A 23101-nucleotide genomic window follows, 5' to 3' on the forward strand; every position below is an offset into this window, starting at 1 on the left:
AGCCAAATACCTTAAGCGCGGATGATTCCCAGCACTTTATTGACGATGTCATCGACTTCGTTTTGGGTCTTAGCCTCGACATTTAGGCGAAGCAGGGGTTCGGTATTGGACGCGCGGACGTTGAACCAGGCATCGGTTCCTGCCAGCTGCACGGTCACGCCATCAAGACGGTCTACAGACTCAATCTCGTCGGCCATCTCATCCAAGATTGCCTGCTGGCTGGCTGCCTGATCCGACACGGTGGAGTTAATTTCACCGGAGGCAAAGTAACGGGAATACTGCGCCATGAGCTCCGAAAGAGACTGATCGGTCTGTCCGAGGGCGGCCAAGACGTGCAGCGCTGCGAGCATACCGGAGTCAGCATTCCAGAATTCCTGGAAGTAGTAGTGCGCGGAGTGCTCGCCGCCGAAGACAGCCGAATGCTCTGCCATCTGGGACTTGATGAAGGAGTGGCCCACGCGCGTGCGCACTGGGGTGCCACCGTGCTCGGTGACCAATTCCGGCACAGTCTTGGAGGTAATCAGGTTGTGGATGATGGTGGAGCCGGGGAATTTGTCCAAGTAGCGCTCGGCAACCAAGGCACAAATAGCCGATGGGGAGACGGGATCGCCCTTTTCATCAACCACGAAGCAACGGTCCGCGTCACCATCGAAAGCTAGGCCGATATCGGCGCCTTGCTCAACGACGAATTTTTGCAGATCCACCAGGTTCTTCGGATCGAGTGGGTTGGCTTCGTGGTTGGGGAAGGTGCCGTCGAGCTCGAAGTACAGCGGACGGACATCGAAAGGCAAGGCGTCAAAGACCGCTGGCACGGTGTGCCCACCCATGCCATTGGCGGCATCCACGGCGACAACCAGTGGGCGGGAGGACTTCAAATCCACCAGCTCGTTGAGGAATGTGGCGTAATCACCCAAGATGTCGCGGTGCGAAATGGAACCGGGCTGGACATCGGCAGGCGCAATGCCTTCGACCATCTTGTCTTTAATCTCTGCCAGACCCGTTGCCTCACCCACCGGTGTTGCGCCCTTGCGGCACAATTTGATGCCGTTGTACTGGGCTGGATTGTGGGATGCGGTAAACATTGCGCCGGCGCAGTTGAAGGTGCCGGCTGCAAAATACAGCTGGTCTGTGGCGCACAGGCCCAGCTGAATGACGTCCAACCCTTGGGAGGTCACGCCTTCGGCAAACGCATCAGCCAACGCGGGCGAGGAAGGACGCATGTCGTGGCCAATGGCAACGGTGGTCTCCCCCTCCCCGCGAAGCAAGGAAGCAAAAGCGGCTCCTACATCGCGAACGAAGGCTTCATCAATGTCTTGGCCTACGACGCCGCGGACGTCATAGGCTTTAATCACGGCATCCAGTGCTTCACGGTTACGCATAACCCGCAAGTTTAGCCCTAATGAGAATCAAGTTCTCTACAGGGCGAGATATTTATATGATGTGTTGCCCACATCATAAGCACGCAGCGTTAAGATTCCGGGTCAACATCGGGCACGACAGAAAGGTGCGCGCGGCGGCGTTGATGCGCATCGGCCACGCGGCGCGTGCGAAATACCGGGTGATTGGAGCGCTGTGGATCAGCGCCATCAAAGTTCGCCTTGTAATCAATCGGGTCTTGGCCGCCGCCGCTGGTCGTGTCATCGACAAGCCCTGTGGTCACCCGACCTGCTTCGCGCACGGCTTCCGCCAAGGCTAAAAGCTCGTCATCATCATAAAGCTCGATGTGATCGACCCGCAGTAGCTCCCAACCTTGGGGCGCGGTAATTTTATCGGCGTGATCAGAACACAGATCCCACGAATGCGGGTCTTGCTCTTCTACCAAGGGGCCGACAACTGCGGTCTGCTCGCTGTAGGCATAGGTCAACGTCGCTACGGCCGGACGGCCGCAGCCAGGGCGGGAACAACGACGAAACTCACTCACGAGGCTTAAGTCTAAACCCTAACTTGAGATTTCGATAGTCTCCCAGCACATCGCCCCCTTCATCAGCGCGCCTACCAGCAATTTTTGGTGCGGGTTTTACCTGCCAACTTGACGTGCGTGGCGCGGCAAGGAAATTCCTGGACAAGTCTTAGAATATGGGCATGAGTACTGCGCGCAATCACATCCGCCCCGCCCGCGACCGCCATGGCCGCGGACTGCGTGGCCCACTTTTGCCGCAGCAAACCCCGCGTTTTCGCACGCGCGGGCAGCGCTTTGACATGGAGGTGCTCGAGGCCTACTCCCCCATTCACAATGCCTACCTGGAAGAACTACGCGGCCTGGACATCGCCGTGGATACCGTGCCGCGGATGCGCCTGCGCGCGGATATGACCATCTTGCCCGATGACATCGTGGCTGACGGCCCGGTGCCACTCGGCCGCATCGTGCCAGCCGGTGTCGACGCTGGCGGAAGGCCCACCCGTGCCCGGCTGGTCATTTTCCGCAAACCTATTGAATCACGCTGCGCCAGCCGCCAAGAACGCGAGGAGCTGCTCAGCGCGGTCCTAACTGCGCTGGTCTCTAATTACCTCAATATTGACCCCGAAGTCATTGATCCCCGATTTAACTGGTAGAAAAAACAACAACCCCACCACAAGGTGAGGTCATGTTGTTTGGAAAAATATATCCCCGACTGCGCTTATTTCAACACCGGTGAAAACCCAGCATCAATTCCACGCCCCCTGGGGAATCATTAGCCAATTTGGCGCTTAAGGCGGCGGCGCTCACGGTCTGAGAGCCCACCCCAAATACCAAATCTCTCATCATGCTCGAGTGCATATTCCAAGCACTCATCGCGGACGGCACAAGCCTGGCAAATGCGCTTCGCCTCACGAGTCGAGCCACCCTTTTCAGGGAAGAACGCCTCCGGGTCAGTTTGCGCACACAAGGCTTGGTCTTGCCACTCCTGCTCGACGGCACCAAAGAGTTCATCGAGCGTCATCTCTGCAGCAGCACCGCCACGGAGAATGGCGTTATTGTTTGGTTTGTCCACGCCGATTCCTTCCTCCGTAGTTGGGTTAAATAATGGATTGTCCTCACGCCACGCACTGGCCGTGCGGCGTAAATAACACTGTTGTGATTACACACCGAAACACTAAATACCGTCAACCTGATTTGAAGGAATATTTCTCCCGGACAACAAAACCGCACGTCACTAACCTCAATAGTCACACTAGTAACAGGAGTTCATACCCGGGGCTACTTCACGGGGGTACTACATGTAGTGGGGGTTGTGAAAGATGTTAACTATTTTCAGGAAACTACGGCGTGTCGCGCCACTTTCCCTGTTTTCTGGGATCCAGCTGTGAAACCAGGACGTTACAGTCAGGAAAAATAAAAGAAGGACAGTGCCCGTATTCGGCACGTGTCCTTCCAGAAAAACTAGGCGTCGGAGCTAAAACGCACTCCGGCATCTGGGATATCGACCCCAGGGAAAATGCGCATGCCGTTGAGCAGCTCGCACCGTGCGCCAATGGAGGCGCCTTCGCCAATCACACAATCTTCGATGTGCGCATTAGCGCCAATGCGAGCGCCGGAGGCAATGATGGAATTGGAAATAGTAGCGCCCGGTTCAATGGTCACGCCATCAAAGACCACGGTCCCGTCAAGGCGGCTGCCCGCGCCAATCTCACACCCGCGCCCTACTGAGGTACCAGAGAGCAACAAGACGCCTGCTGCCACACCTGCGGAGGGATCAACCAAGGCCTCGCCAGTCTTGCCTTCCACAAGCGGGGAATGCGCAATGCCGCGGACGAGATCAGAAGAGCCGCGGACGAAATCATCGGGCCGGCCCATATCGCGCCAGTAGGAGTTATCCACGTGTCCAAAAACGTTATAGCCAGCTTCCAGCACACCAGGGAAAGTTTCGCGCTCTACGGAGACCACGCGGTTTTCCGGAATGGTAGCAATGAGATCTTTTTTAAAGATATAGCAGCCGGCATTAATTTGATTGGTTGGAGGATCTTCGGTCTTTTCCAAAAACTCCAACACGCGGCCATCTTCATCAGTGGGCACGCAACCGAAAGCCCGTGGATCGCTCACGTTGAGCAAATGCATGGTCAAGTCCGCATCTTTGCTGTGATGCGTATCGAGGATTTCACCTAAGTCCATGCCGGATAAAACGTCGCCGTTAAATACCATCACGGTGTCATGCTGCAAGTGGTCATAAACGTTGCGGATGCCACCACCGGTGCCCAACGCAGTTTCTTCCACGACGTATTCAATATCCAGGCCCATCTCCGAGCCATCACCGAAGTATTCTTCAAAGACTTCAGCCTTAAAAGACGTCGACATCACGACGTGCTTGATGCCTGCGGCCTTAATGCGCGCCAAAAGATGCTGCAAGAAAGGATGATTCGCCGTCGGCAACATCGGCTTTGGAGTGCCAATGGTCAACGGGCGCAGCCGCGTGCCGCGTCCCCCGACGAGGATCACCGCGTCTACTGCCCTTTCGGCAGCAGCGCCCGGGTTGTCATCGCTTGGTGCGCTGGGAAGGCTATTCGCCATGGAGGCAACCTTTCAGTTTTTGAGATAGATTGTGAATAAATTGTATGCGGTGCCGGGATAATTTCCGGTCTACGGCGCGGGCCTGTCTGTTAAGAACTCAGCAGGATTGACCGAATACCCAGGCCGCTTTTTACGGCCCACCGCAAAGGCGCTTGCCACGGCCGTGGATAGCGGTCCGCGATGAAACGATAAGCCGAGTCATGATGAGCACGCAGCATCTTTTTCGAATGCACCGCAGTCGAATGCCCTTGGGCATGGGTAATACTGGCACTCGGGCACAAGACATTAATATAGCCCGCGCGCGTTAAGCGGTCGCCTAAATCAATATCTTCGAGGTACATAAAATAGCGCTCATCGAAGCCGCCGATGGCCTCAAAAGCGTCCCAGCGCACCAGGATGCACGAGCCAGATAGCCACCCAGCTTCGCGCTCAGTATTCATATCCTCATCATCACGATAGGCTTTGGACCAGGGATTATTTGGCCAGATATCAGCAAATATTGCATGGCCGATGCCGTTGATAATGCTCGGCACCGCCCGCGCAGAGGGATAGATGGACCCATCGGGTTCCACGATAAGTGGGCCAATAGCACCAGCGTTGCCCCATCGCCGTGCACACGCTAGAAGCTTATCGATGCTCTCTGGCGCAAATTCCACATCCGGGTTCGACAGCAGCAAGAATTCTGAATCAATCTCACCCAGCTCGCGTGCTTTGAGCAACGCAGTTGCCCCGGCGTTCATGCCGCCGCCATAGCCGAGGTTTCCACCGGTATCTAAAAACTCCACCCAGTCTGTATCTGCAGCGCTGCGTTCGGGAACGCCATCCGTCGAGCCATTATCGGCGAGGACCACGCGAGCCCCCTGCGCCACCGCATCAGGGATGGAGTTTAAAAAACGGCTGAGGTAGTCACCTGGTGAATAAGTCACCGTGACTATCCCGAGCGGAGCTCGACCGAGCGGAGCGCGTCCACGCTGAGCGTGTCCACGCGGAGCGAGTTGCCCGGGTTCGGTTGGCACAGAAAAAGAAGTTGAGTCGTTCACGATGGCACTTAGCGTACCCAAGCAAGCAACTAACCTTGGCAATTGACACTGTGGGCATCACAACTTTGTGACGGGTGCCTCTCAGAGCTGACCGCAGCAAAGCTTAGCTGCATCGATAAGCATCTGGCGGCGCTGCTTTCTCTACGCTCACGTGGCTTGCCCGGCATGCGGGACGCTAATTATGCGGGATTCATGGTTCTATGCCATAGAATGATGTTTCTTAAACCCTGCCCGCTTGAATAATGGGAAGCGAAATATAAGTGAGCTCTGAAAATTTCCGGAAGGCGCGCGATATCCAACCCGCGCCAACTAGCGCTCCGGTGACGACTCAGACAGGTTCCACTGCAATTAAAACTCTAATTGCGATTCTGTCTGTCATCGTGCTGTTGGTTTCAGGCGTTGGTTATTTGACCGTCGGACGTCTTGGTGGCGGCATGTCCTCTGCTTCCAACTTGAACTTGGGCGGTGACGGAAACGGTGGCCAGGGCTCTCGAAATAATGTCGATGGCGCTGTCGATATTCTGCTCGTGGGCTCAGACTCGCGTACCGATGCACAAGGCAACAGACTCTCCGAAGAGGAGTTGGGCGACCTTCACGCCGGTGTTGATGACGGCGAAGAAAACACCGATACCTTGATGGTGATCCGCGTGCCCGATGATGGCTCTCGTGCCACCGCGGTTTCTATCCCGCGTGATACTTATGTGCACGACGATGAGCACGGCAATATGAAGATCAATGGTGTCTATGCCGCGCATAAGACTGCCAAGATCGATGAGCTGATGGCAGAGAATGAAGCCGCTGCCGACGGCGAAGATGCTGAATCTAAGCAATTGTCCGAAAAGGAAATTGAGCAGGCTGGCGTTGATGCTGGCCGCGGCGCTTTGCTTGATACCATCCACGGGCTAACTGATATTCAAATTGACCACTACGCGGAAGTCGGTCTTTTGGGCTTTGTGCTGTTAACCGACGCCGTCGATGGTGTGGATGTTTGTCTCAATGCTCCTGTAGATGATCCCATGTCGGGTGCGAAGTTCCCTGCGGGCGAGCAAACCCTTGATGGCGCCGAAGCCCTGTCTTTCGTGCGTCAACGCTATGGCTTACCGCGCAACGACTTAGACCGCATCGTGCGGCAGCAGGCATACATGGCTTCTTTGGTGAACAAGGTGCTGTCCACCGGCACGCTGACCTCCCCCAGCAAATTGAGCAAGATCTCGGAAGCCGTGGAGCGCTCGGTCATTATTGATGAAGACTGGGATGTCATGGGCTTTGCCACCCAGATGGCGAACTTGGCTGGCGGCAACGTCACCTTCAACACCATCCCGGTCACCTCTGTGGATGGCACCGGTGACTACGGCGAATCCATCGTCACCGTCGATCCCAAGCAGGTACACCAGTTCTTCGAAGACCTCGCTGTCTCTGAGACCTCGTCAGAGGCTCCGGCACCCGAAGAAAAGCCAGAAGAATCTCAAGACTCTGGTGACGAGCCAGTAGCTGATGATATCTCCTTGCATGTGCTCAACGCCGGCTCGGTTTCCGGCATGGCAAGTGGCCTGGCCGCTTGGTTGGAAAACACCGGCTACACCATCGAAGAAACCTCTAATGCCATGCCAGGTGTCTACGCCGAGTCCCAAATTGTTGCCGCAAATCCTTCCGATCCCCGGGCGATTGCGCTCTCTGAGCAGCTCGGTGGCCTGCCCATTACCGCGAACGAAGGCCTCGATGCTTCTTCGTTGGTAGTTGTTACCGCCGATGATTACTCCGGCCCAATTGATGAGTCGGCTACAGAGCCTGAGACCTCACAAAGTGAGCCTGACCCAGAAAACACCGTGGGCACCCCAGGCGGTGACTTTGGCGCTGCGGAAGTCAGCCCGGAGATTGACGCGGGCGGCGACGGCCCCCGCTGCGTGAACTAAGTTTCCGCCCGTACCCACCCCGCTGTGCTGCCCGTTTGAAATTTTTCACGGAGCGCCAGCGGGGTTTTGCCTACGATGGGCAGGTATGGACATGCTTAATCATTTGCTCACTGCTGACCCTGCCGCTCCCCGATTGACGGTATATAACGAATCGACCGGCGCCCGCATGGATTTCTCTGCACAAACGCTAGAGAACTGGGTGGCAAAGATTGCCAACCTGCTGGAAGAAGAGCTGGAATTAGACACCGACTCTGCCCTTCTCATCGACCTGCCTGTCACCTGGCAAGCCGCAGTTGTGGCCCTCGGTTCACTGGCTGCCGGTGTCCAATTCGATTTCGTGAACTCCTCGGAACCTCGCGAGGCAGACGATAGCAGTCCACAAATTGTCGCCGATGCTGTATTTACCTCCCCCGATAAATTTGAGCTCTACAGCGTTGGCAATGTCGCCGCTGCCTCGGATGGCTCTGCACCCGATGTTGCTTTAGTCACCGACGATCCCTTTGGACGAGGCGTAGCAGAATCCGGCGGCGAGCTACCTGCTGGTGCAATTGACTTCGGACCCACCGTGCGCTTTTACGGCGACGATTACTTTGGTTCCACCACGCCGTTGCCCGAACTGTACCCAGACGCTGGCTCTGCCTCTCGTCTGTTGTCGACAGGCTGGCACGATAAGGAATCGTTTACCGTCAGCGTGCTACACCCCCTGGCCGCTGGCGGCTCCGCCGTTGTCGTCGCTGGTCTAACCACCGCTGAGCGTCTGCAGCAAATTGCTGCGAATGAAAACACCACCGCGCAGCTTTAACCCCCCAGCTTTAGCTTCTAGTGCCTAACAGCTTTGTGGCCCTGCCTCCCAGGTCTCAGAAATAAGCTGTTCGAGCACTGCTAGATCAATATCTTCCGGCTTATTGACATACACACACGATGCCCCCGTTGTGTGTTTGCCTAACTTGTCGCGCAATTGCTCCCACCGCGGGCTTTCTTGAATTCCATAAAGCGAAAGCTTGGCCTTGCGCGGCGAAAAGCCCACGCGAAAGGTATCTCCTTCGCGCCCGGTGGCGTATTTATAGTGCGCCTGTCCATATCCAATCATCGACGGTCCCCACAGCCGTGGGGTATCACCCGTGGCACGATGAAAAATATCAAGCAGAATTTCTGCGTGCTTTATGCGGCGACCTTCTAAGGTGGATAAATATTCATCTAAGTCAGCATCACTGCCGGCATGGGTCTTAATATCTGCATCTTGTACGCCGGTATGGCCAATGGACCATTCATTCTTCCGCGGCTGCGGTGCCGGGATCTTTCCGGACATGCTCAAGCCGCGCTCTACAAGTGCTGCCTGCAAGCGTTCTAACCCACGCTTTCCCACGCCATGAAGTGCCAAAACGGATTGATAGTCCGCGCCATGCAGCGACTCTAAATCTGGATAGCCATTGTCAGCTAGTGCGCGGCGTGCTGGATTTCCAACACCCGGAACATCCACGAAATCAGTCATGTCCCCGAGTGTAAACAATGCGCCGGCCGCGTATGTCTAAATCCTTCGATTACCACCAATTGCGCTATGCAATCGCAATGCGCGTACGCTATATTGCGGCTCAATCTACGCCGGAGAAAGGTAGCTTCGATGGACACCCTCATTTCCAATGACGCACTCATGTATATCTTCCTCGGGCTCATTATCTTTATCGGTTCCACCGTCCAGGGCGTCATCGGATTCGGACTCGGCACTATCTCCACCCCCATCATGGCTCTGTTGAAACCAGACCTGGTTCCAGTCGTCGTGCTGTGCCTAGCTTTTATCATCGCCTGTTCCACCCTGCACCGCGCGTGGGCGGAAACCGACTGGAAGATGGTGCTTTATTCCAACTTTGCGCGTTTACCCGGAACCTTCCTCGCAGTATGGGCTCTGGCGGTGCTCACGACGAACTCCCTGCAGCTTTTTATTGGCTGCGCCGTCATTTTCACCATGATCTTGAGCTCTTTAGGGTGGACGCCCAAAGTCAATGCCCCAAATACTTTGATCGCCGGTGGCTTATCGGGCTTTCTCGGCACCTCCACCTCCATCGGTGGCCCTCCCATGGCGCTGTTGATGAAGACGTTCAATCCCGCGAAGGCTCGCGGCACTCTCGCGGCCACCTTTGTCTTCGGCAGTATTGTCTCCATGGTGACACTAGCTATTGGCGGGCAGATTACGACCTACCAACTGAAATACGCAGTGATTTATTTACCGCTAGCCATCTTGGGGCTGGTGGCTGCCAACTACTTCAATCGTTTTGTTGATCGCCGCCTTCTCAACCGAACCGTCATCATTGTCTCCATCGGGGCGTCGCTCGTGCTCATTATTCAATCCCTATTGGGGTAGCGGGTGTACAAATGGCTAAGGATAACCAATTCTTTTGTCCCACAAATCTGCAATTGGGACTAGTGTGGATCAGGTCAAGAAACAAAATGAAGGAGATTTAAATGACTGCCAACATTTCAGAGGTTGTGTCCAAAGTCCCTACCGGCCTATTAATCAATGGCGAGTGGGTTGATGCGAAAGACGGTGCAACCTTTGATGTGGAAAACCCTGCAACCGGTGAGGTAATCGCAACCCTCGCTTCTGCAGGTGAGGATGACGCAATGGCCGCTTTGGACGCTGCGTGTGCTGTACAAGATGAGTGGGCTGCAACCTCCCCACGTGAGCGCTCCGACATCCTGCGTCGTGCCTTCGATCTAGTTCAGGAACGCTCCGAAACCTTTGCAACCTTAATGACCCTGGAAATGGGCAAGCCTTTGGCTGAATCCCGCGGCGAAGTTACCTACGGTGGCGAGTTCCTACGCTGGTTCTCCGAGGAAGCAGTCCGTGACTACGGTCGTTCCTTCCCTGCCCCAGAGGGCACTCTAAACATGATTACCCGCCGCAAGCCAGTCGGTCCTTGCTTGCTGATTACCCCGTGGAACTTCCCGCTGGCTATGGCTACCCGCAAGGTCGCGCCAGCTATTGCTGCGGGCTGCACCATGGTTCTTAAGGCCGCCAAGCTCACCCCATTGACCTCGCAGTACTTCGCCCAGACCATGCTGGATGCTGGCTTGCCAGCAGGTGTCCTCAACGTTGTCTGCGGTAACTCAGCATCAGCTATCTCCGGACCAGTCATGGCTGACCCACGTCTTCGCAAGGTGTCCTTTACCGGTTCAACCCCAGTGGGCAAGACCTTGCTCAAGGCTGCAGCCGACAATGTGCTGCGCACTTCCATGGAGTTGGGCGGCAACGCACCATTTATCGTCTTCGAAGACGCCGATATTGACCAGGCTGTCGAAGGTGCCATGGGCGCAAAGATGCGCAACATCGGTGAAGCCTGCACCGCAGCAAACCGCTTCATCGTCCACGAATCAGTTGCTGATGAATTCGCTCAGAAGTTCGCCGACAAGATTGGCGCACTCAAGCTCGGCAATGGTCTCGAGGAAAGCGTTACCTGTGGCCCATTGGTAGAGAAGAAGGCTCAGGATTCCATCGCTTCTTTCGTGGACGACGCAGTCGAGCACGGCGCCAAGGTGCTTGTCGGTGGCGAACGCCTGGACGGCAATGGCTACTTCTACAAGCCAACCGTACTAACTAACGTCTCCCCTGACTCCCGCGTAGCTCAGGAAGAGATCTTCGGCCCAGTTGCTCCTATCCTCACCTTCTCCAGTGAAGATGAAGCACTGAAGATTGCCAACGACACCGAATTCGGTCTGGCATCCTATGTCTACACCGAAGACATGGACCGCATGTTCCGCGTTGCTGATGGCCTCGAGTTCGGCCTCATGGGTGCAAACGCTGGTGTTATTTCCAACGCTGCTGCCCCATTCGGTGGCGTTAAGCAATCCGGCATGGGCCGCGAGGGCGGCGCCGAGGGCATCGAGGAGTACACCTCCGTGCAGTACATCGGCATTCGCAATCCATACCCTTCTAACTAAGAGTTAGAAAACTAAAAAGTCCGCTGCTCTCCTCAAGACGAGGGGCAGCGGACTTTGTCGTATTTATAGGAAAGTAAAAGATACGGTACCTAGTGTCGCGACTCTGCGTGCTTATCTTGTGCGGTCACACCAGCTTCAGCGTCAGCTGGGGCAGCTTCGGTGGTGTCTACTGTGGTGCTGGCTTTATTCTTCGCTGCCGAATGCTTGCGCACTTCCTTCGTGATGAACACGATGGCTACAATCACAGCGGCAAAGAGCACGACTAGGACGAGCGCTGGTACAAGGCCATCGCCGGTAAACAGCGCCAAAATGGCACTCCATCCGGCTAATCCGACGCCACTGTAGATAGTCGCCCAGGCCATAGCGCCGGGGATCTGCGCCAAGCTAAATTTCCACCACTGGATCCGCACCAGGCCCGCGCCTGCCAGCACGGCAGTTTGCAGGCCGACGGTCAGATAGCTCAAAGGAACGGCAACGACACCAACCTTGTGCACTAATGTGCGGCCGGTCTTGGTTTTATCGCTATTGAGCCACGCCTTAATTTTGCTCCATGCACTTTCAGATTCTGAGTCTGAACCGACATGCGTTGCTGCACTAGATGCTCCACGGCCAATCCAATAGGTTCCCTGCCCGCGCAGCGTTCCGAGGATATACATGAATATCCATGCTCCCCAGAATGGGAAGTTCGACAGCATTTCATCCATAAAAGCATTCGCTCCAAACGGTTATCACGTGGATACAATCCAAGTTCATTTAGCCTTAGCTTACCTAACTGAAGTCTCAGAACCAGAATTCCCGCGAAAAATCACTTACCCAGCGAAAACCACTCCCGCTGCCGGCATGACAATTCTCCAAAAGGAACCAAAGTGTACCCCCGCGGGGTTTGTTGAATAAATATCGAGAATCGCAGCAGGCGGAAACAAATTATTAAAAGCTTTAACCTTAATGTCTCAGAAACTAGTGGTAAGCGAAATCAGGTGCGGGACAATCGATACAACAGCGCCAGTATTTGGTGACATCAACGCAATCTAAAATGAAATTTAAACCACACCCGACTACCCCCGACAAATTCTTAAAGTTGCTGCATGTGCCCATGATTGATATTTAATCTGTTCAAGGTGCTGACGTGAAGCGTTCAAGTTTGTATCCTTAATCCCGTGTCTGGAGCAACTAGTGAACCCATCAATACCTACGAGTCTGCTGCCCCGGTTTCGCGAACTGTGAATACAGCTCCGACCGGCGAGCGCAATAGTCAATTCCGGCGACCCCGCGGTCACCGTGCGGGGTTGAACATTGAAAAGATTGTCGCCGCAGCGCGCTCTTTGCCGCAGAACCAACTGAGCATGCAGGCCGTGGCGAACACCCTCGGCGTGGATCGCAAAGCGCTCAATCACTACGTCCACGATCGGGAAAATCTCCTATCGATCGTTGCTGCCGTGGAATTTGGTGAAGCCTTCGACGAGCTTAGCGTCCCCGAAGATGCCGATTGGCGCACGATTGCCACGGCCTTTGCCCATAGCAATGCCAATGGCATGCTCGCCGCAGGGCTACTCTCTGATTACCTGCGCACCGGCTCTAACAATGCTGCGCCGTTTTTGCGCGCATCGGAAATGCTCCTGCGTTCGTTGACCGATGCCGGATTGGACCTCGATACCGCCATTCGCAGCGTCGCCGTCATTAACAACACGTGTTCTGCATATACCCGCGATGTTGTCATTGCTCAGAACTCTGTTGCAGCTTTGCGCCACGAACTTCTCACCGAAGCCTTGGATGATGAAAACAAGGACATCTTCCCTCTGCTCCATGAAGTCGCAGAGCGTCCAGTGATCACCACCGAAAGAGCACAATTAGATTTCGCCATTTCGATTGTCCTAGATGGCATTGAAACTCTGATCAACAAACGCACGGCGTAGCACAAGCGGCTTTAAAAAACTGTGGGATAGGGCATGGCGCAGGCGTACGCTGGGGATCATGCAGAAAATCGTGCCACACCTTTGGTTTGATAAAAACATTGCAGAAGCCGCCAACTTTTACGCCTCCACCCTTCCTAATACCCAGGTAGTCAACCGGTTTAACAACCCAGACACCGGCGAAGATGTCACCGCCGAGATCGATATTGATGGCTACCGCATCGCGCTGATCAACGGTGGCCCCTATGCCACTCCAACCCCAGCGATCAGCTTCTTTCTAAATTTTGACCCCGCTACAAGCGACGACGCCGAAAGCGACCTCCGCCGGGTCTGGGAAGCACTTTCCCACGACGGGTCCGTACTGATGAACTTGGGAGAATATCCTTTTAGCTCCCTGTATGGCTGGGTTGCTGACCGCTTTGGATTCAACTGGCAGCTCATGCTCACCAGTGCCGACCAGGACCCGCGGCCCTTTGTCGTCCCCAGCTTGATGTATTGCGGGCCAGCCCAAGGCAAAGCGACCGAAGCTGTCGATGGCTATATAAGGCTTTTCGATGACTCCGCGTTGGGAATCCGCGTCACATATGACGCGATGGGCGCAGCGGCAGATAAAAATTCACCCGAATCCGTCCCGCAGCCATCTGATGTCGCTTATTCTGATTTCCAACTAGCTGGTCAATGATTTTCTGCGATGGATTCTGGCGTTGCGCAGCCATTTACCTTCACCCCTGGAGTCTCTTTGATGGTGCTCGTGAAAGACCAGGACGAACTTGATCGGTACTGGGATGCTCTTACTTCCGACCCCGATAAAGAACAATGCGGCTGGCTGGAAGATAAATACGGCATAAGCTGGCAGATAGCTCCTGAAAATCTTTCGGAGCTTCTCGCCCGCCCGCAGGGCTTTGACAATATGTTGAAAATGAAAAAGCTCATTATTGACGATTTCTAAGGAGGTGACCATGAAGTTTTATGGCTCTACGGAATGCTCACGTTGCCGCGCCGCGATCGAAGAACTCGATGAGGCCGGCACGGAGTACGAATTCATCGAAGTCATCGGCTCCAAAGCAAACCTGAAAGAATTTTTGCAGCTGCGTGATTCGAGCTCGCTTTTCGATGTCCCCCGCCAGGAAGGCCGCATTGGCATTCCCGCTTTTGTCACCGAGAGCGGCGACATCACGCTGTCCGTCGCTGATGTGAAATAACCCCAAAGAAGAAAAGGAAGAGGAAAAGATTATGGCTTTAAAGTTTTACGGCACCATGATGTGCCCCGATTGCGTTGATGCACACAAGGTTCTAGAAGATTCTCAGACTCCCTATGAATTTGTGGACATCACCGGCTCTGTTCCAGCACTCAAAGAATTCACCCGCCTGCGCGATACCAACGCGGCCTTCGATGATGCAAAGACCAAAGGCTATCTAGGAATTCCGGCATTTGTGACCGATGAGGATCCGTCCTCGGTCACCTTAGATGTCCAAAAGGTTGTGCAAAAGTAGCGCATTTGGCGCTGCCGCCTCACCCATTTGCACTGTTTATCCCCCATTTCATGGCCGTAGGTCACATTCTTACCTACAGTGGGATCTAGTTCCCAGAAACCTAGTAAAAAAGTGAGGATGACAATGCAACAGTATCGCACGCAAAATCCAGTCAATGATGAAATCGTAGCAACCTACGATTTTGCCACTGACGCAGATATTAATACCGCCCTGGATGACTCCGCCCAGGCTTTTAAGACCTGGTCCAAGAAGTCTTTCGAGGAGCGCGCTGAGGTTGTACACCGCGTGGCTGACCTCATGCTGGAGCGCCGCGTAGAACTGGCGCAGATTGCCGCTCAAGAAATGGGCAAGCGCATGGGCGAAGCTGTCGGCGAGGTCAAGTACTGCGCTTCTATCTTGAAGTACTACGCCGACAACGGTGCAGACTTCGCTGCCGATCAGGAAATTCCAACCAACTCCCCCGGCAAGGCCGTCATTCGCCGCCTGCCTCTAGGCACCCTGCTGGGTGTTATGCCTTGGAATTTCCCGTTCTACCAGGTAGCACGCTTTATCGCACCGAACCTGATGTTGGGTAATACGATTTTGCTCAAGCACGCCGAAATTTGCGCGGGTTCTGCTTCCGCAATTCAAACCCTGCTCAACGACGCCGGGGTGCCCAAGGGCGTTTATATCAACCTCTTTGCCACTCACGACCAGGTAGCAGAAATCATCGCTGATAACCGCGTGCACGGTGTTTCCCTGACTGGTTCCGAGCGCGCCGGTGAAATCATCGCTGCGAACGCCGGCAAGAATTTGAAGAAGACCGTGCTGGAGCTAGGCGGCAATGACCCCTACATCATCCTTGATACCGATAATGTCGCAGAAGCTGCATCGCAGGCATGGTGGACTCGTATGTCCAATACCGGCCAGTCGTGCACCTCTAATAAGCGTTTGATTGTCCACGAGGACATCTACGATGAGTTCGTCGAAGAGCTGGTGAAGTTGGCACAACAGATGACTCCCGGCACTCCCGATGACCGCGATGCCGCAAAGTACTGCCCACTGTCGTCCCGGGATGCCGCGGAGCGTTTGGCTAAGCAGATTGAAAAGGCCTCGTCGAATGGCGCGACCGTGCGCGCCGGCGGTGTAATTGCCGATGTAGGTGCTTACTACTCGCCGACCGTGTTGACCGATATCCCTATGGATTCTGAGTCCTTCCACGAGGAATTCTTCGGCCCCGTTGCGTCCGTCTACAAGTTCTCCACCGATGACGAAGCCATTGCCATTGCCAATGACTCTCTCTTCGGTCTCGGTGGCTCGGTATTTTCTACCGACACAGAGCGTGCACAAAAGGTCGCAGCGGAGATTGAAACCGGCATGATGGCGGTTAATGCTCCAGGCACCGCAGGTGCCGAAATGCCCTTCGGCGGTATCCAGCGCTCCGGTTATGGCCGCGAGCTCGGACCACTGGGCATGGATGAATTCGTCAACAAGCAGTTGTTCTACGTCGCCGACTAGTACTGACTGCGCGGCCTAGTACTGTCCCAGCGGCAGGGCTTGGCCCACGACCATGCCATCGCGCTTATCAAAGATCTGTTCGCAGATGGCAAAAAGGTCGATGACCTCGCCATCAGGAAGCGCGATACCAGGGTGCAGCCAGCTATCGTCCGGGTGCTGCACCCACGCCGCATCCGGTACCTGCTGGCGATAAAACTCCCCGAAGAGACGCACATACGCGGTCGGCAGATAGAAATTCTGCGGCTGAGAAAATGCCGCGTAATCAGCAAAAGTATCGAGAAGCTGACATTCCAGCGCCATCGCGTGGGCAAAATCCAAGTGCTCCACGTCGACATCGAAGACCACATCGTACGCAAGAAAATCCCGCAGGCACTGCGCGCTGTGCTCTACCCACCCGGAGATATCATCCGTTGGCCAATTCAAATCAATAGGTTGCACGCGCTGTCCACTCGGTGCACGCGCGGGCATGGGTTGGCGGCGCCACCCGGCGCGACTGGGCACGATTGTTCCAGGACGCGGGGCAGGCGGAATCTGAAAATCCGTCGGATCCTCATCAGCCCCCACCAAATACCACAGCTTCAATCGGTCCATCGGGGCGGCATCGAGTAGCTGCAAGTAGGCATCACCAATGGTGGTGTCATAATAAGCATCGATAAGCTGCGCTGTGTGCTCAAACGCCGCGCGCGCTTCGCGCCCATTGGCTGCCAACACCATCATCAGCGTCTTCCAGTGCACAGTGCTTAACCAGTAGCCATCGACAAGCTCTAGCGACAGCTCCTGTAAACCTTGAATTGACCATGCCAAGAGATCAATTTGTTCTTCAAAGATCTTGAGTCTGCCCAGCAAAAAGTGCTCGGTTGCCCGAGAAATTTCCTGAGCGTTTCGCACCCCAATGGTGGTCGGGATGATATCGCTTAAATCAAAAGGCCGCTGCGCCCACAGCTGTCCCCACATGCGGCCATCAACATTCAACATCCCAGTGAAAGCCTCGGGCGGCAGTAAATGCTGCACCTGACTGATATCAACCAGCAGGCGAAAAATCGGCGTGAAGTGCGCTGTTTCAGACTCATCATGAAATACCGCAGAACCCAGCGGTGCTTCCACAGCGAGATACGCATTGGCCATGCCGGCGACGGGTTTTACCCACATCGTCTCTAGCAGCGTAAATTCTTGGGCTTGCAAGGATTGAGCCAGTGCTGATGCAAGCTCACGTTCCAACCTCGACATATCTCACATCCTAGTGCGCATTAGCTGCGACTTCTGGCTGTCACACAAACCGGAAGAAAACTACTACCCTGGGAGATATGACTGATAACCAGAAGAAAATGAACGTAGAATCTTTCAATCTTGACCACCGTGCGGTCGCTGCGCCTTTTGTCCGTATTGCGGACCGTAAGGATTTACCAGGCGGCGACGTACTGGTGAAGTACGATGTGCGTTTCAAGCAGCCCAATGTTGAGCACTTGGAAATGCCTACTGTGCATTCTTTGGAGCACATGCTGGCAGAGCATCTGCGCAACCACACTGATGCGCTCATTGACTTTTCCCCGATGGGCTGCCAGACCGGCTTTTATGCCCTCATGCTCGGTGTCGAGACCGATGAATTCCTCGAGATCTTGGAAAAGGGCCTCAACGACGTCGTCAACGCCACCGAGGTTCCAGCCGCGAACGAAGTTCAGTGTGGCTGGGGCGACTCCCACTCCCTAGAGGGCGCTCAGGAAGCAGCTCGTGAGCTGCTGTCCAAGCGCGATGAGTGGAGCCAGGTCATGGCTGCTTAAGCTTTTAAAGCTTTCACAAGCTCCGAGTGCGTTATTGTTCGCCTCGGAGCTTGTTGCTTTTCGCAGACAAGGTATCCCACACCAATTGATGCAGCGGCGCTTGACCGTCGTGACTATTAGCAAAGCGCACGATACCTCCGACCTGAGAATCCAACTCACTATCCAACCCGTCGAGGATATCCCGCTGCATGGAGGCGGTGCCGTCTTCTGACTGTGCATCCGTAAACGACATCACGGTATCAACCGCATCATCTTTCACCGCAATACCCGCGGTGCGCGCCACCTGTGCCGCCTCAGTCATCAACGCCCGCAAGCTGTCACGATAGGTGGTCCGCAAGATACCAATGGGCTCTTCTACTACCGCGCCCAGCGCACCAAAGGTAGTCACCAGCATGGCCTTCATCCACACATCACTGAGAATATCCGGATAAATCTTCGCCTTAATCGGCGTCTCGGCTAATACTTCATAAAATTCCTGCACCAGCGATTCTGTTGCTGGCTCCAAAGCCCCGAAAGTCAGCGATAGCCCACCGCCCATAAAGTGGGACGTAGCCGGTCCTTCGCGGTGGATGAATGCACGAACGACGGCAGGGATTACCTTATCGGCACCATATTTTTCTTGCGCCAACATGGGGTATTCCACGGAATTTTCCGTGGTCATAAAGACCGCGCCCGCAGGCAACTTCTCCGGCAGATCAGGATCTCCCACAATCTTGATGGCCGAGATGACCAAATCTGCGGAGTCCACTTCCTCCAGGCTGCCCACGGTGCTGATGTTGGTGACCTTTTCCGTACCTTCAGGACTAATCAGCGTCAGGCCTTCGCTGTCGATGACCTTACGAGTTGCAGGACGCACGACGTAGGTAACGTCATGTCCTGCCTTAGCCAGTTGGCCGCCATAGTAACCACCAATGGCACCTGCACCAATGAACACGATCTTCATGTACTTTTCATCTCTTTCTGCGTCATGATGGCGCGATTAAAGCACCGAGCAAAACTCGGTGCTTTATTAACTACAGCAATTATGGACGGGTCTGGCCAGTGCCCTGCAAAATCCACTTGGTGGAAGTTAGCTCCGGCAAGGCCATTGGCCCGCGGGCGTGCAGCTTCTGCGTGGAAATACCAATCTCCGCGCCCATGCCGTAGACCTCACCGTCAGTAAAGGCAGTAGAAGCATTGAGCATAACTGCAGCGGCATCCACCTCATTGGCAAAGTGCAACAACACATCAGCATCTTGTGCAGCGATGCCTTCGGTGTGCCCCGTGGTGTAGTTCTTGATGTGCTCGATGGCGCCGTTGACTCCATCGACCGCCGTGATGCGGATATCGAAGGTCAAGTGCTCTTCATTCCACTGCTCTGCCTCGTGCACATTTTCCGCACCGAGTGCTTCAAGCTCGTCGAGGTGACCGTGCACGGTAACCCCTGCATCTTGGAAGGCTTTGACGACGCGCAGCTGAGTTTCTTTATCCAATGCCTTATCCAACAGCACCGTTTCGGTTGCATTGCACACCGAGCAACGACGAGTCTTGCCATTCAGAGCCATCTCGATGCCCTTGTCAATATCAGCGGAAGCATCAATGTAGAAGTGGCAGTTACCGGTGCCGGTTTCAATGGTTGGCACCGTTGCGCCAGTAACCACAGCGTTGATCAGTCCAGCGCCACCGCGTGGAATGACCAAATCAACCAGTCCACGCGCAGTAATCAGATCTTGGACCGAATCATGCGTATCGCACGGCAGCAGCTGCACTGCCTCACGAGGAACGTTAAATTGCGCCAGCGTATCCTGCAGGATTTCTACCAGCTGCGCATTGGAATTACGTGCCGACTTGGAACCACGCAGCAAGGCCACGTTGCCAGACTTCAAAGCCAAGCCAAAAGCGTCGACGGTGACATTAGGGCGTGCTTCATAGACCATGCCCATGACACCCAAAGGCACGCGCACTTGCTTCATCTCGATGCCGTTGTCCATGCGGCGACCACGCAGGACCTCACCTACCGGGTCTGCCAAACCGGCAACCTGACGCAGACCGCCGGCGATACCTTCAATGCGCTCTGCACTTAAAGCCAAGCGGTCCAGCAGGGATTCATCCATACCGCGGTCGCGACCGGCCTGCAGGTCAGTCTCATTAGCGGCGAGGACTTTCTCCGTCTGGGCGACCAGGTTTTCTGCTGCAGCCAGCAAGATTTCATTTTTCTGCGGGGCAGTCAGGCGGGCAACTGCAGGAGTTACCTCCTTGGCCTTGGCTGCCTTATCGAGTACTTCCGCACGTTCTTGATCACGAGTAAGAGTTTGTTGATCAGTCATGGTGCCAAGTCTACGTAATTTGCCCACCTCTTGGGCAGAAATCTCACCTAGTAGTCACAATAGTGATCCATCCGGGTGGGTAGCTAAGTCGCCAAATGCCGCGCAAAGATTATTGCTCTAGCTCACGACGACGATCCGCCGCCTGGCGCAGACGCTTAGCGCGGTCTGATTGCTCTTTTTCCGCAATCTCATTGAAGATTTCTTCTTCATCATCGTCGAGCTTATAAAGGGAGCGCACCGCAATGGAACCCACGACCGCAATCGGCGGGAAAATCCAGAAATACGACCAATTAACGGCAAACATAAAGACGAAGAACAACACCATCGCGACAGTCCAAATGACCGTATCTAGCCTTTGAACCTTCTTGCCGCGGGAGAGCAGCTCTTCTAGTTCTCGATCCGAGGATTGGGCTGCTGGCGTATGCGGTGAGGGCTGCGCCTGCGCATTAGGATCCAGATTGGGCGACGGCGCCAATGAGTTACCCGATGGCAAATCTTGCAACAACGCATCTAGATCACCACGGGTCCGCGCAATAGCTGCGTGCCCAGTGCGTTCATCAAACTCATGGACATCAATATAGCCATCAGCAAAGTGCGCGGAGAGCAATTCCAGTACATGACCACGCTCTTTATCACCTACGCGAACGTCAGCGTGCTCCGAGTACGGATTAGAATCTGGCTGTGGCGTCGACATAAACACCAGTCTAACAGCGTTGATAGGCACAAGGTAGAGCCATTAATTTGTGCAGCTTCTTCACCCACCTGGTGCCTACTGGCTCAAACCTAAAATCCGAGGGTTGCTTCAAGGAAGTCTTCCCTCGGATTGAACCGATTAATACCCCAGCGTCGGATCTACTTCGGTAGGCAGGGGCTCGCCAGCCTCGAAGGCTTTGGCTACTTCGACGGTGTGTGCGCCGATGCGCTTGCGTACGGAGTAGGGCGGGTTAGCAAGGTGTGGAGTAATCACGCAGTTGACCTCATCCCACAGTGGGTGTCCATCGGGCAAAGGTTCAGGGTCGGTGACATCGAGGCCGGCACCGGCGATGACGCCGTTTTTAAGGGCTTCGGTAAGAGCATCGGTATCCACCAGCGGGCCGCGGCCGACGTTAACCACCACGGCGTGCTTCGGCATCTTCTCCAGGGCATCCGCGTTGACCATGTGGTGGGTCTCCGGGGTTAACGGCGCGAGCATCACGAAGTAGTCGGCGGCCGGCCACACTTGGTCAATCTGGTCAAAGGTAAAGACTTCGTCAGCACCGTCAACGGGTTTGCCGGAGCGGTTGACCGCGATAATCTTCGGGCCAAAGCCTTGCAGCATGTGGATGAGCTTTTTACCGATCCCGCCCGCGCCGACAATCGCAACGGTCTTGTCTTCAAAAAGAAAAGTGGTGTTTGCTTCCGCCTCATCGCGCACATCCCAGCTTTTCGCAAAGGCGACGCGCTTGTGCGCGTGCAATTGTGCAAGCAATAGACCAATGGTGGACTCGGCCACCGTGGAATCATACACACCTGCGGCATTGGACCAGCGCACGCCGTATTTCTTCGAAGTATCAGCGATGAGATCTAAGATGCCATCCACGCCGGCAAAAGGAACCTGGATAAATTTGACGGACTCAGGCAGATCTTCCGGGAGGTCAGGCTGCTTGCCGCTAAAGAAAACAAAGTCGGGATTTTCCGATAGCTCAACCTGGATGTGGCCGGCGGCGTCGAGGGCTTCGGCTGATTCTTTCCAGGTGCTGGGAATCATGGCGTACTTCATGGTTAATAACCTGCTTTCGGATCAACTTGAGTAGGCAGTGGTTTGCCCTTCTCCCATGCTGCAGCATTCTCGTTAAAAATTCTGCCCATATGCAGATCTGCCACGTGCGGGCCCGCCCCCATATGCGGGGTAATCGTACAATTTTTCAAACCCCACAACGGATGGTCATCGGGAAGCGGCTCGGGCTCTACTACTTCCAACCCCGCACCGGCAATCTCCCCCGTGCGCAATGCGGCAACCAGATCATCAGTATTGACCAACTGGCCACGGCCAACATTGACCAAAATGGCGGTGTTTTTCATCGCTCGGAACTTTTCCGCATCCACCATGCCTTCGGTTTCCTCAGTCAGCGGCATGATCAGGACGATGAAATCGGCATCCGACCACACGGAGGTGGCATCGACAAGCGAATGCGTTTCATCCGCCCCTGCTACTGCCCTGCCGGAACGATTAACCGCGGTAATGTGCACCCCAAACGGCTTGAGCATGGAAATAAGCTCCTGCCCAATGCCACCTGCGCCGAAAATGGCGACGCGCTTGGGTTCGTGCCCACGTGGGGTATACAGCCACGCCTGGGACAGATCAATCTCATCGCGCCCATCCCACGTGGCCTCCAGCGCAATCCGCTTGTGGTGGTGGGACTGCGATAACAGCAAGGCGAGCGCCGACTCAGCAACCGGTTGGGCAAACGCACCCGCGGCATTGCACCACGGGATGCTGTCTTCAGTAAGAATCCCGGCATTAATGAACTGATTAACACCGGAGAAATTATGCTGGACAAACTCAATATTCGCGGGCAGGTCCGGGAAATTCTCAGCGCTGACCGCAGTGTTGATATACACCTGGGCCATATCTAAAGAATCCACTTGTTCGTGCCCAGCGGCATCAATATCGGCCTTCATCTGCGGCCAGTCATCGGAGTCGAGAAAATACTTCATGCATTTACACTACGTGACTGACCTGGCAGCGAGGGCTAATTTAA

Annotated in this window: 25 protein-coding genes; 12 read left to right on the top strand and 13 right to left on the bottom strand. The window is 55.0% G+C overall.

Annotated features, from left to right (window positions below):
• Positions 1-11: 11 nt before the first annotated feature.
• The gene (locus CAMM_RS09985; RefSeq protein ID WP_003847352.1) at positions 12-1379 is read right to left on the bottom strand and encodes a phosphomannomutase/phosphoglucomutase; all 1368 of its coding nucleotides are present in this window, start codon (positions 1377-1379) and stop codon (positions 12-14) included.
• An 89-nt stretch (positions 1380-1468) separates the two neighbouring features.
• Positions 1469-1921, bottom strand: a complete 453-nt coding sequence (locus tag CAMM_RS09990; protein ID WP_050759856.1) for a DUF3499 domain-containing protein — start codon at positions 1919-1921, stop codon at positions 1469-1471.
• Positions 1922-2082: 161 nt separating this feature from the next.
• Between CAMM_RS09990 and CAMM_RS09995 the strand changes: the two genes are divergently transcribed.
• On the top strand, positions 2083-2553 hold the full coding sequence (locus CAMM_RS09995; RefSeq protein ID WP_040355463.1) for a metallopeptidase family protein: 471 nt from the start codon (positions 2083-2085) through the stop codon (positions 2551-2553).
• 119 nt (positions 2554-2672) lie between these two features.
• Here CAMM_RS09995 and CAMM_RS10000 read toward each other — a convergent pair whose 3' ends face one another.
• From CAMM_RS10000 to CAMM_RS10010, 3 genes are all read right to left on the bottom strand, one after another.
• The gene (locus CAMM_RS10000; protein WP_147581137.1) at positions 2673-2921 is read right to left on the bottom strand and encodes a WhiB family transcriptional regulator; all 249 of its coding nucleotides are present in this window, start codon (positions 2919-2921) and stop codon (positions 2673-2675) included.
• 440 nt (positions 2922-3361) lie between these two features.
• Positions 3362-4486 (bottom strand): mannose-1-phosphate guanylyltransferase, encoded by a 1125-nt coding sequence (gene manB, locus CAMM_RS10005; protein WP_003847343.1) that lies wholly within the window; start codon positions 4484-4486, stop codon positions 3362-3364.
• Positions 4487-4575: 89 nt separating this feature from the next.
• A complete protein-coding gene (locus CAMM_RS10010; RefSeq protein ID WP_276326356.1) occupies positions 4576-5412 on the bottom strand; it encodes a glycosyltransferase in 837 nt (278 codons plus the stop codon).
• 374 nt (positions 5413-5786) lie between these two features.
• On the opposite strand from CAMM_RS10010, the gene CAMM_RS10015 reads away from it, so the two are divergent.
• Together CAMM_RS10015 and CAMM_RS10020 are read left to right on the top strand one after the other, a co-directional pair.
• On the top strand, positions 5787-7439 hold the full coding sequence (locus tag CAMM_RS10015) for an LCP family protein (protein ID WP_003847340.1): 1653 nt from the start codon (positions 5787-5789) through the stop codon (positions 7437-7439).
• 85 nt (positions 7440-7524) lie between these two features.
• Positions 7525-8241 (top strand): TIGR03089 family protein, encoded by a 717-nt coding sequence (locus CAMM_RS10020; RefSeq protein WP_003847338.1) that lies wholly within the window; start codon positions 7525-7527, stop codon positions 8239-8241.
• A 24-nt stretch (positions 8242-8265) separates the two neighbouring features.
• Here CAMM_RS10020 and CAMM_RS10025 read toward each other — a convergent pair whose 3' ends face one another.
• Positions 8266-8931, bottom strand: a complete 666-nt coding sequence (locus CAMM_RS10025; protein WP_003847336.1) for a DUF1801 domain-containing protein — start codon at positions 8929-8931, stop codon at positions 8266-8268.
• Between the two features lie 129 nt (positions 8932-9060).
• Between CAMM_RS10025 and CAMM_RS10030 the strand changes: the two genes are divergently transcribed.
• Both CAMM_RS10030 and CAMM_RS10035 read left to right on the top strand, forming a co-directional pair.
• Positions 9061-9798 carry a sulfite exporter TauE/SafE family protein gene (locus CAMM_RS10030; RefSeq protein WP_003847335.1) on the top strand — a complete coding sequence of 246 codons (738 nt, stop codon included), beginning with the start codon at positions 9061-9063 and terminating at the stop codon, positions 9796-9798.
• A 101-nt stretch (positions 9799-9899) separates the two neighbouring features.
• Positions 9900-11375, top strand: coding sequence for an NAD-dependent succinate-semialdehyde dehydrogenase (locus CAMM_RS10035; protein WP_003847334.1), 1476 nt, complete (start codon positions 9900-9902; stop codon positions 11373-11375).
• An 89-nt stretch (positions 11376-11464) separates the two neighbouring features.
• On the opposite strand, the gene CAMM_RS10040 is transcribed toward CAMM_RS10035, so the two are convergent.
• A complete protein-coding gene (locus tag CAMM_RS10040; RefSeq protein ID WP_003847332.1) occupies positions 11465-12079 on the bottom strand; it encodes a DedA family protein in 615 nt (204 codons plus the stop codon).
• A 453-nt stretch (positions 12080-12532) separates the two neighbouring features.
• On the opposite strand from CAMM_RS10040, the gene CAMM_RS10045 reads away from it, so the two are divergent.
• The 6 genes from CAMM_RS10045 to CAMM_RS10065 all read left to right on the top strand — a co-directional run bounded on the left by CAMM_RS10045 (position 12533) and on the right by CAMM_RS10065 (position 16276).
• On the top strand, positions 12533-13288 hold the full coding sequence (locus tag CAMM_RS10045) for a TetR/AcrR family transcriptional regulator C-terminal domain-containing protein (RefSeq protein ID WP_075761556.1): 756 nt from the start codon (positions 12533-12535) through the stop codon (positions 13286-13288).
• A gap of 58 nt (positions 13289-13346) precedes the next feature.
• A complete protein-coding gene (locus CAMM_RS10050) occupies positions 13347-13967 on the top strand; it encodes a VOC family protein (protein WP_003847327.1) in 621 nt (206 codons plus the stop codon).
• Positions 13968-13976: 9 nt separating this feature from the next.
• On the top strand, positions 13977-14234 hold the full coding sequence (locus CAMM_RS13135; RefSeq protein ID WP_003847325.1) for a VOC family protein: 258 nt from the start codon (positions 13977-13979) through the stop codon (positions 14232-14234).
• Between the two features lie 10 nt (positions 14235-14244).
• On the top strand, positions 14245-14487 hold the full coding sequence (locus CAMM_RS10055) for a hypothetical protein (protein WP_003847322.1): 243 nt from the start codon (positions 14245-14247) through the stop codon (positions 14485-14487).
• Positions 14488-14518: 31 nt separating this feature from the next.
• Complete coding sequence (locus CAMM_RS10060) at positions 14519-14779, top strand: glutaredoxin (protein ID WP_003847321.1); 261 nt, start codon at positions 14519-14521, stop codon at positions 14777-14779.
• Between the two features lie 123 nt (positions 14780-14902).
• Positions 14903-16276 carry an NAD-dependent succinate-semialdehyde dehydrogenase gene (locus tag CAMM_RS10065; protein ID WP_040355406.1) on the top strand — a complete coding sequence of 458 codons (1374 nt, stop codon included), beginning with the start codon at positions 14903-14905 and terminating at the stop codon, positions 16274-16276.
• A 15-nt stretch (positions 16277-16291) separates the two neighbouring features.
• On the opposite strand, the gene CAMM_RS10070 is transcribed toward CAMM_RS10065, so the two are convergent.
• Entirely contained in the window at positions 16292-17503 is a 1212-nt protein-coding gene (locus CAMM_RS10070; RefSeq protein ID WP_003847319.1) for a hypothetical protein, read from the bottom strand.
• A gap of 77 nt (positions 17504-17580) precedes the next feature.
• Between CAMM_RS10070 and CAMM_RS10075 the strand changes: the two genes are divergently transcribed.
• Positions 17581-18054: an S-ribosylhomocysteine lyase gene (locus tag CAMM_RS10075; protein ID WP_003847317.1), complete on the top strand. Its 474-nt coding sequence runs from the start codon at positions 17581-17583 to the stop codon at positions 18052-18054.
• Between the two features lie 31 nt (positions 18055-18085).
• On the opposite strand, the gene CAMM_RS10080 is transcribed toward CAMM_RS10075, so the two are convergent.
• The 5 genes from CAMM_RS10080 to CAMM_RS10100 all read right to left on the bottom strand — a co-directional run bounded on the left by CAMM_RS10080 (position 18086) and on the right by CAMM_RS10100 (position 23057).
• On the bottom strand, positions 18086-18997 hold the full coding sequence (locus CAMM_RS10080; protein WP_003847315.1) for a 2-dehydropantoate 2-reductase: 912 nt from the start codon (positions 18995-18997) through the stop codon (positions 18086-18088).
• Between the two features lie 79 nt (positions 18998-19076).
• Positions 19077-20360, bottom strand: coding sequence for a glutamate-5-semialdehyde dehydrogenase (locus CAMM_RS10085; protein WP_003847314.1), 1284 nt, complete (start codon positions 20358-20360; stop codon positions 19077-19079).
• A 109-nt stretch (positions 20361-20469) separates the two neighbouring features.
• The gene (locus CAMM_RS10090) at positions 20470-21054 is read right to left on the bottom strand and encodes a DUF1707 SHOCT-like domain-containing protein (protein ID WP_003847312.1); all 585 of its coding nucleotides are present in this window, start codon (positions 21052-21054) and stop codon (positions 20470-20472) included.
• A 138-nt stretch (positions 21055-21192) separates the two neighbouring features.
• A complete protein-coding gene (locus CAMM_RS10095; protein WP_003847311.1) occupies positions 21193-22119 on the bottom strand; it encodes a D-isomer specific 2-hydroxyacid dehydrogenase family protein in 927 nt (308 codons plus the stop codon).
• Between the two features lie 2 nt (positions 22120-22121).
• Positions 22122-23057, bottom strand: coding sequence for a D-isomer specific 2-hydroxyacid dehydrogenase family protein (locus CAMM_RS10100; protein ID WP_003847310.1), 936 nt, complete (start codon positions 23055-23057; stop codon positions 22122-22124).
• Positions 23058-23101 lie beyond the last annotated feature (44 nt).

The organism is Corynebacterium ammoniagenes DSM 20306, from assembly GCF_001941425.1.
In the GTDB taxonomy this organism is placed as follows: Bacteria; Actinomycetota; Actinomycetes; order Mycobacteriales; family Mycobacteriaceae; genus Corynebacterium; species Corynebacterium ammoniagenes.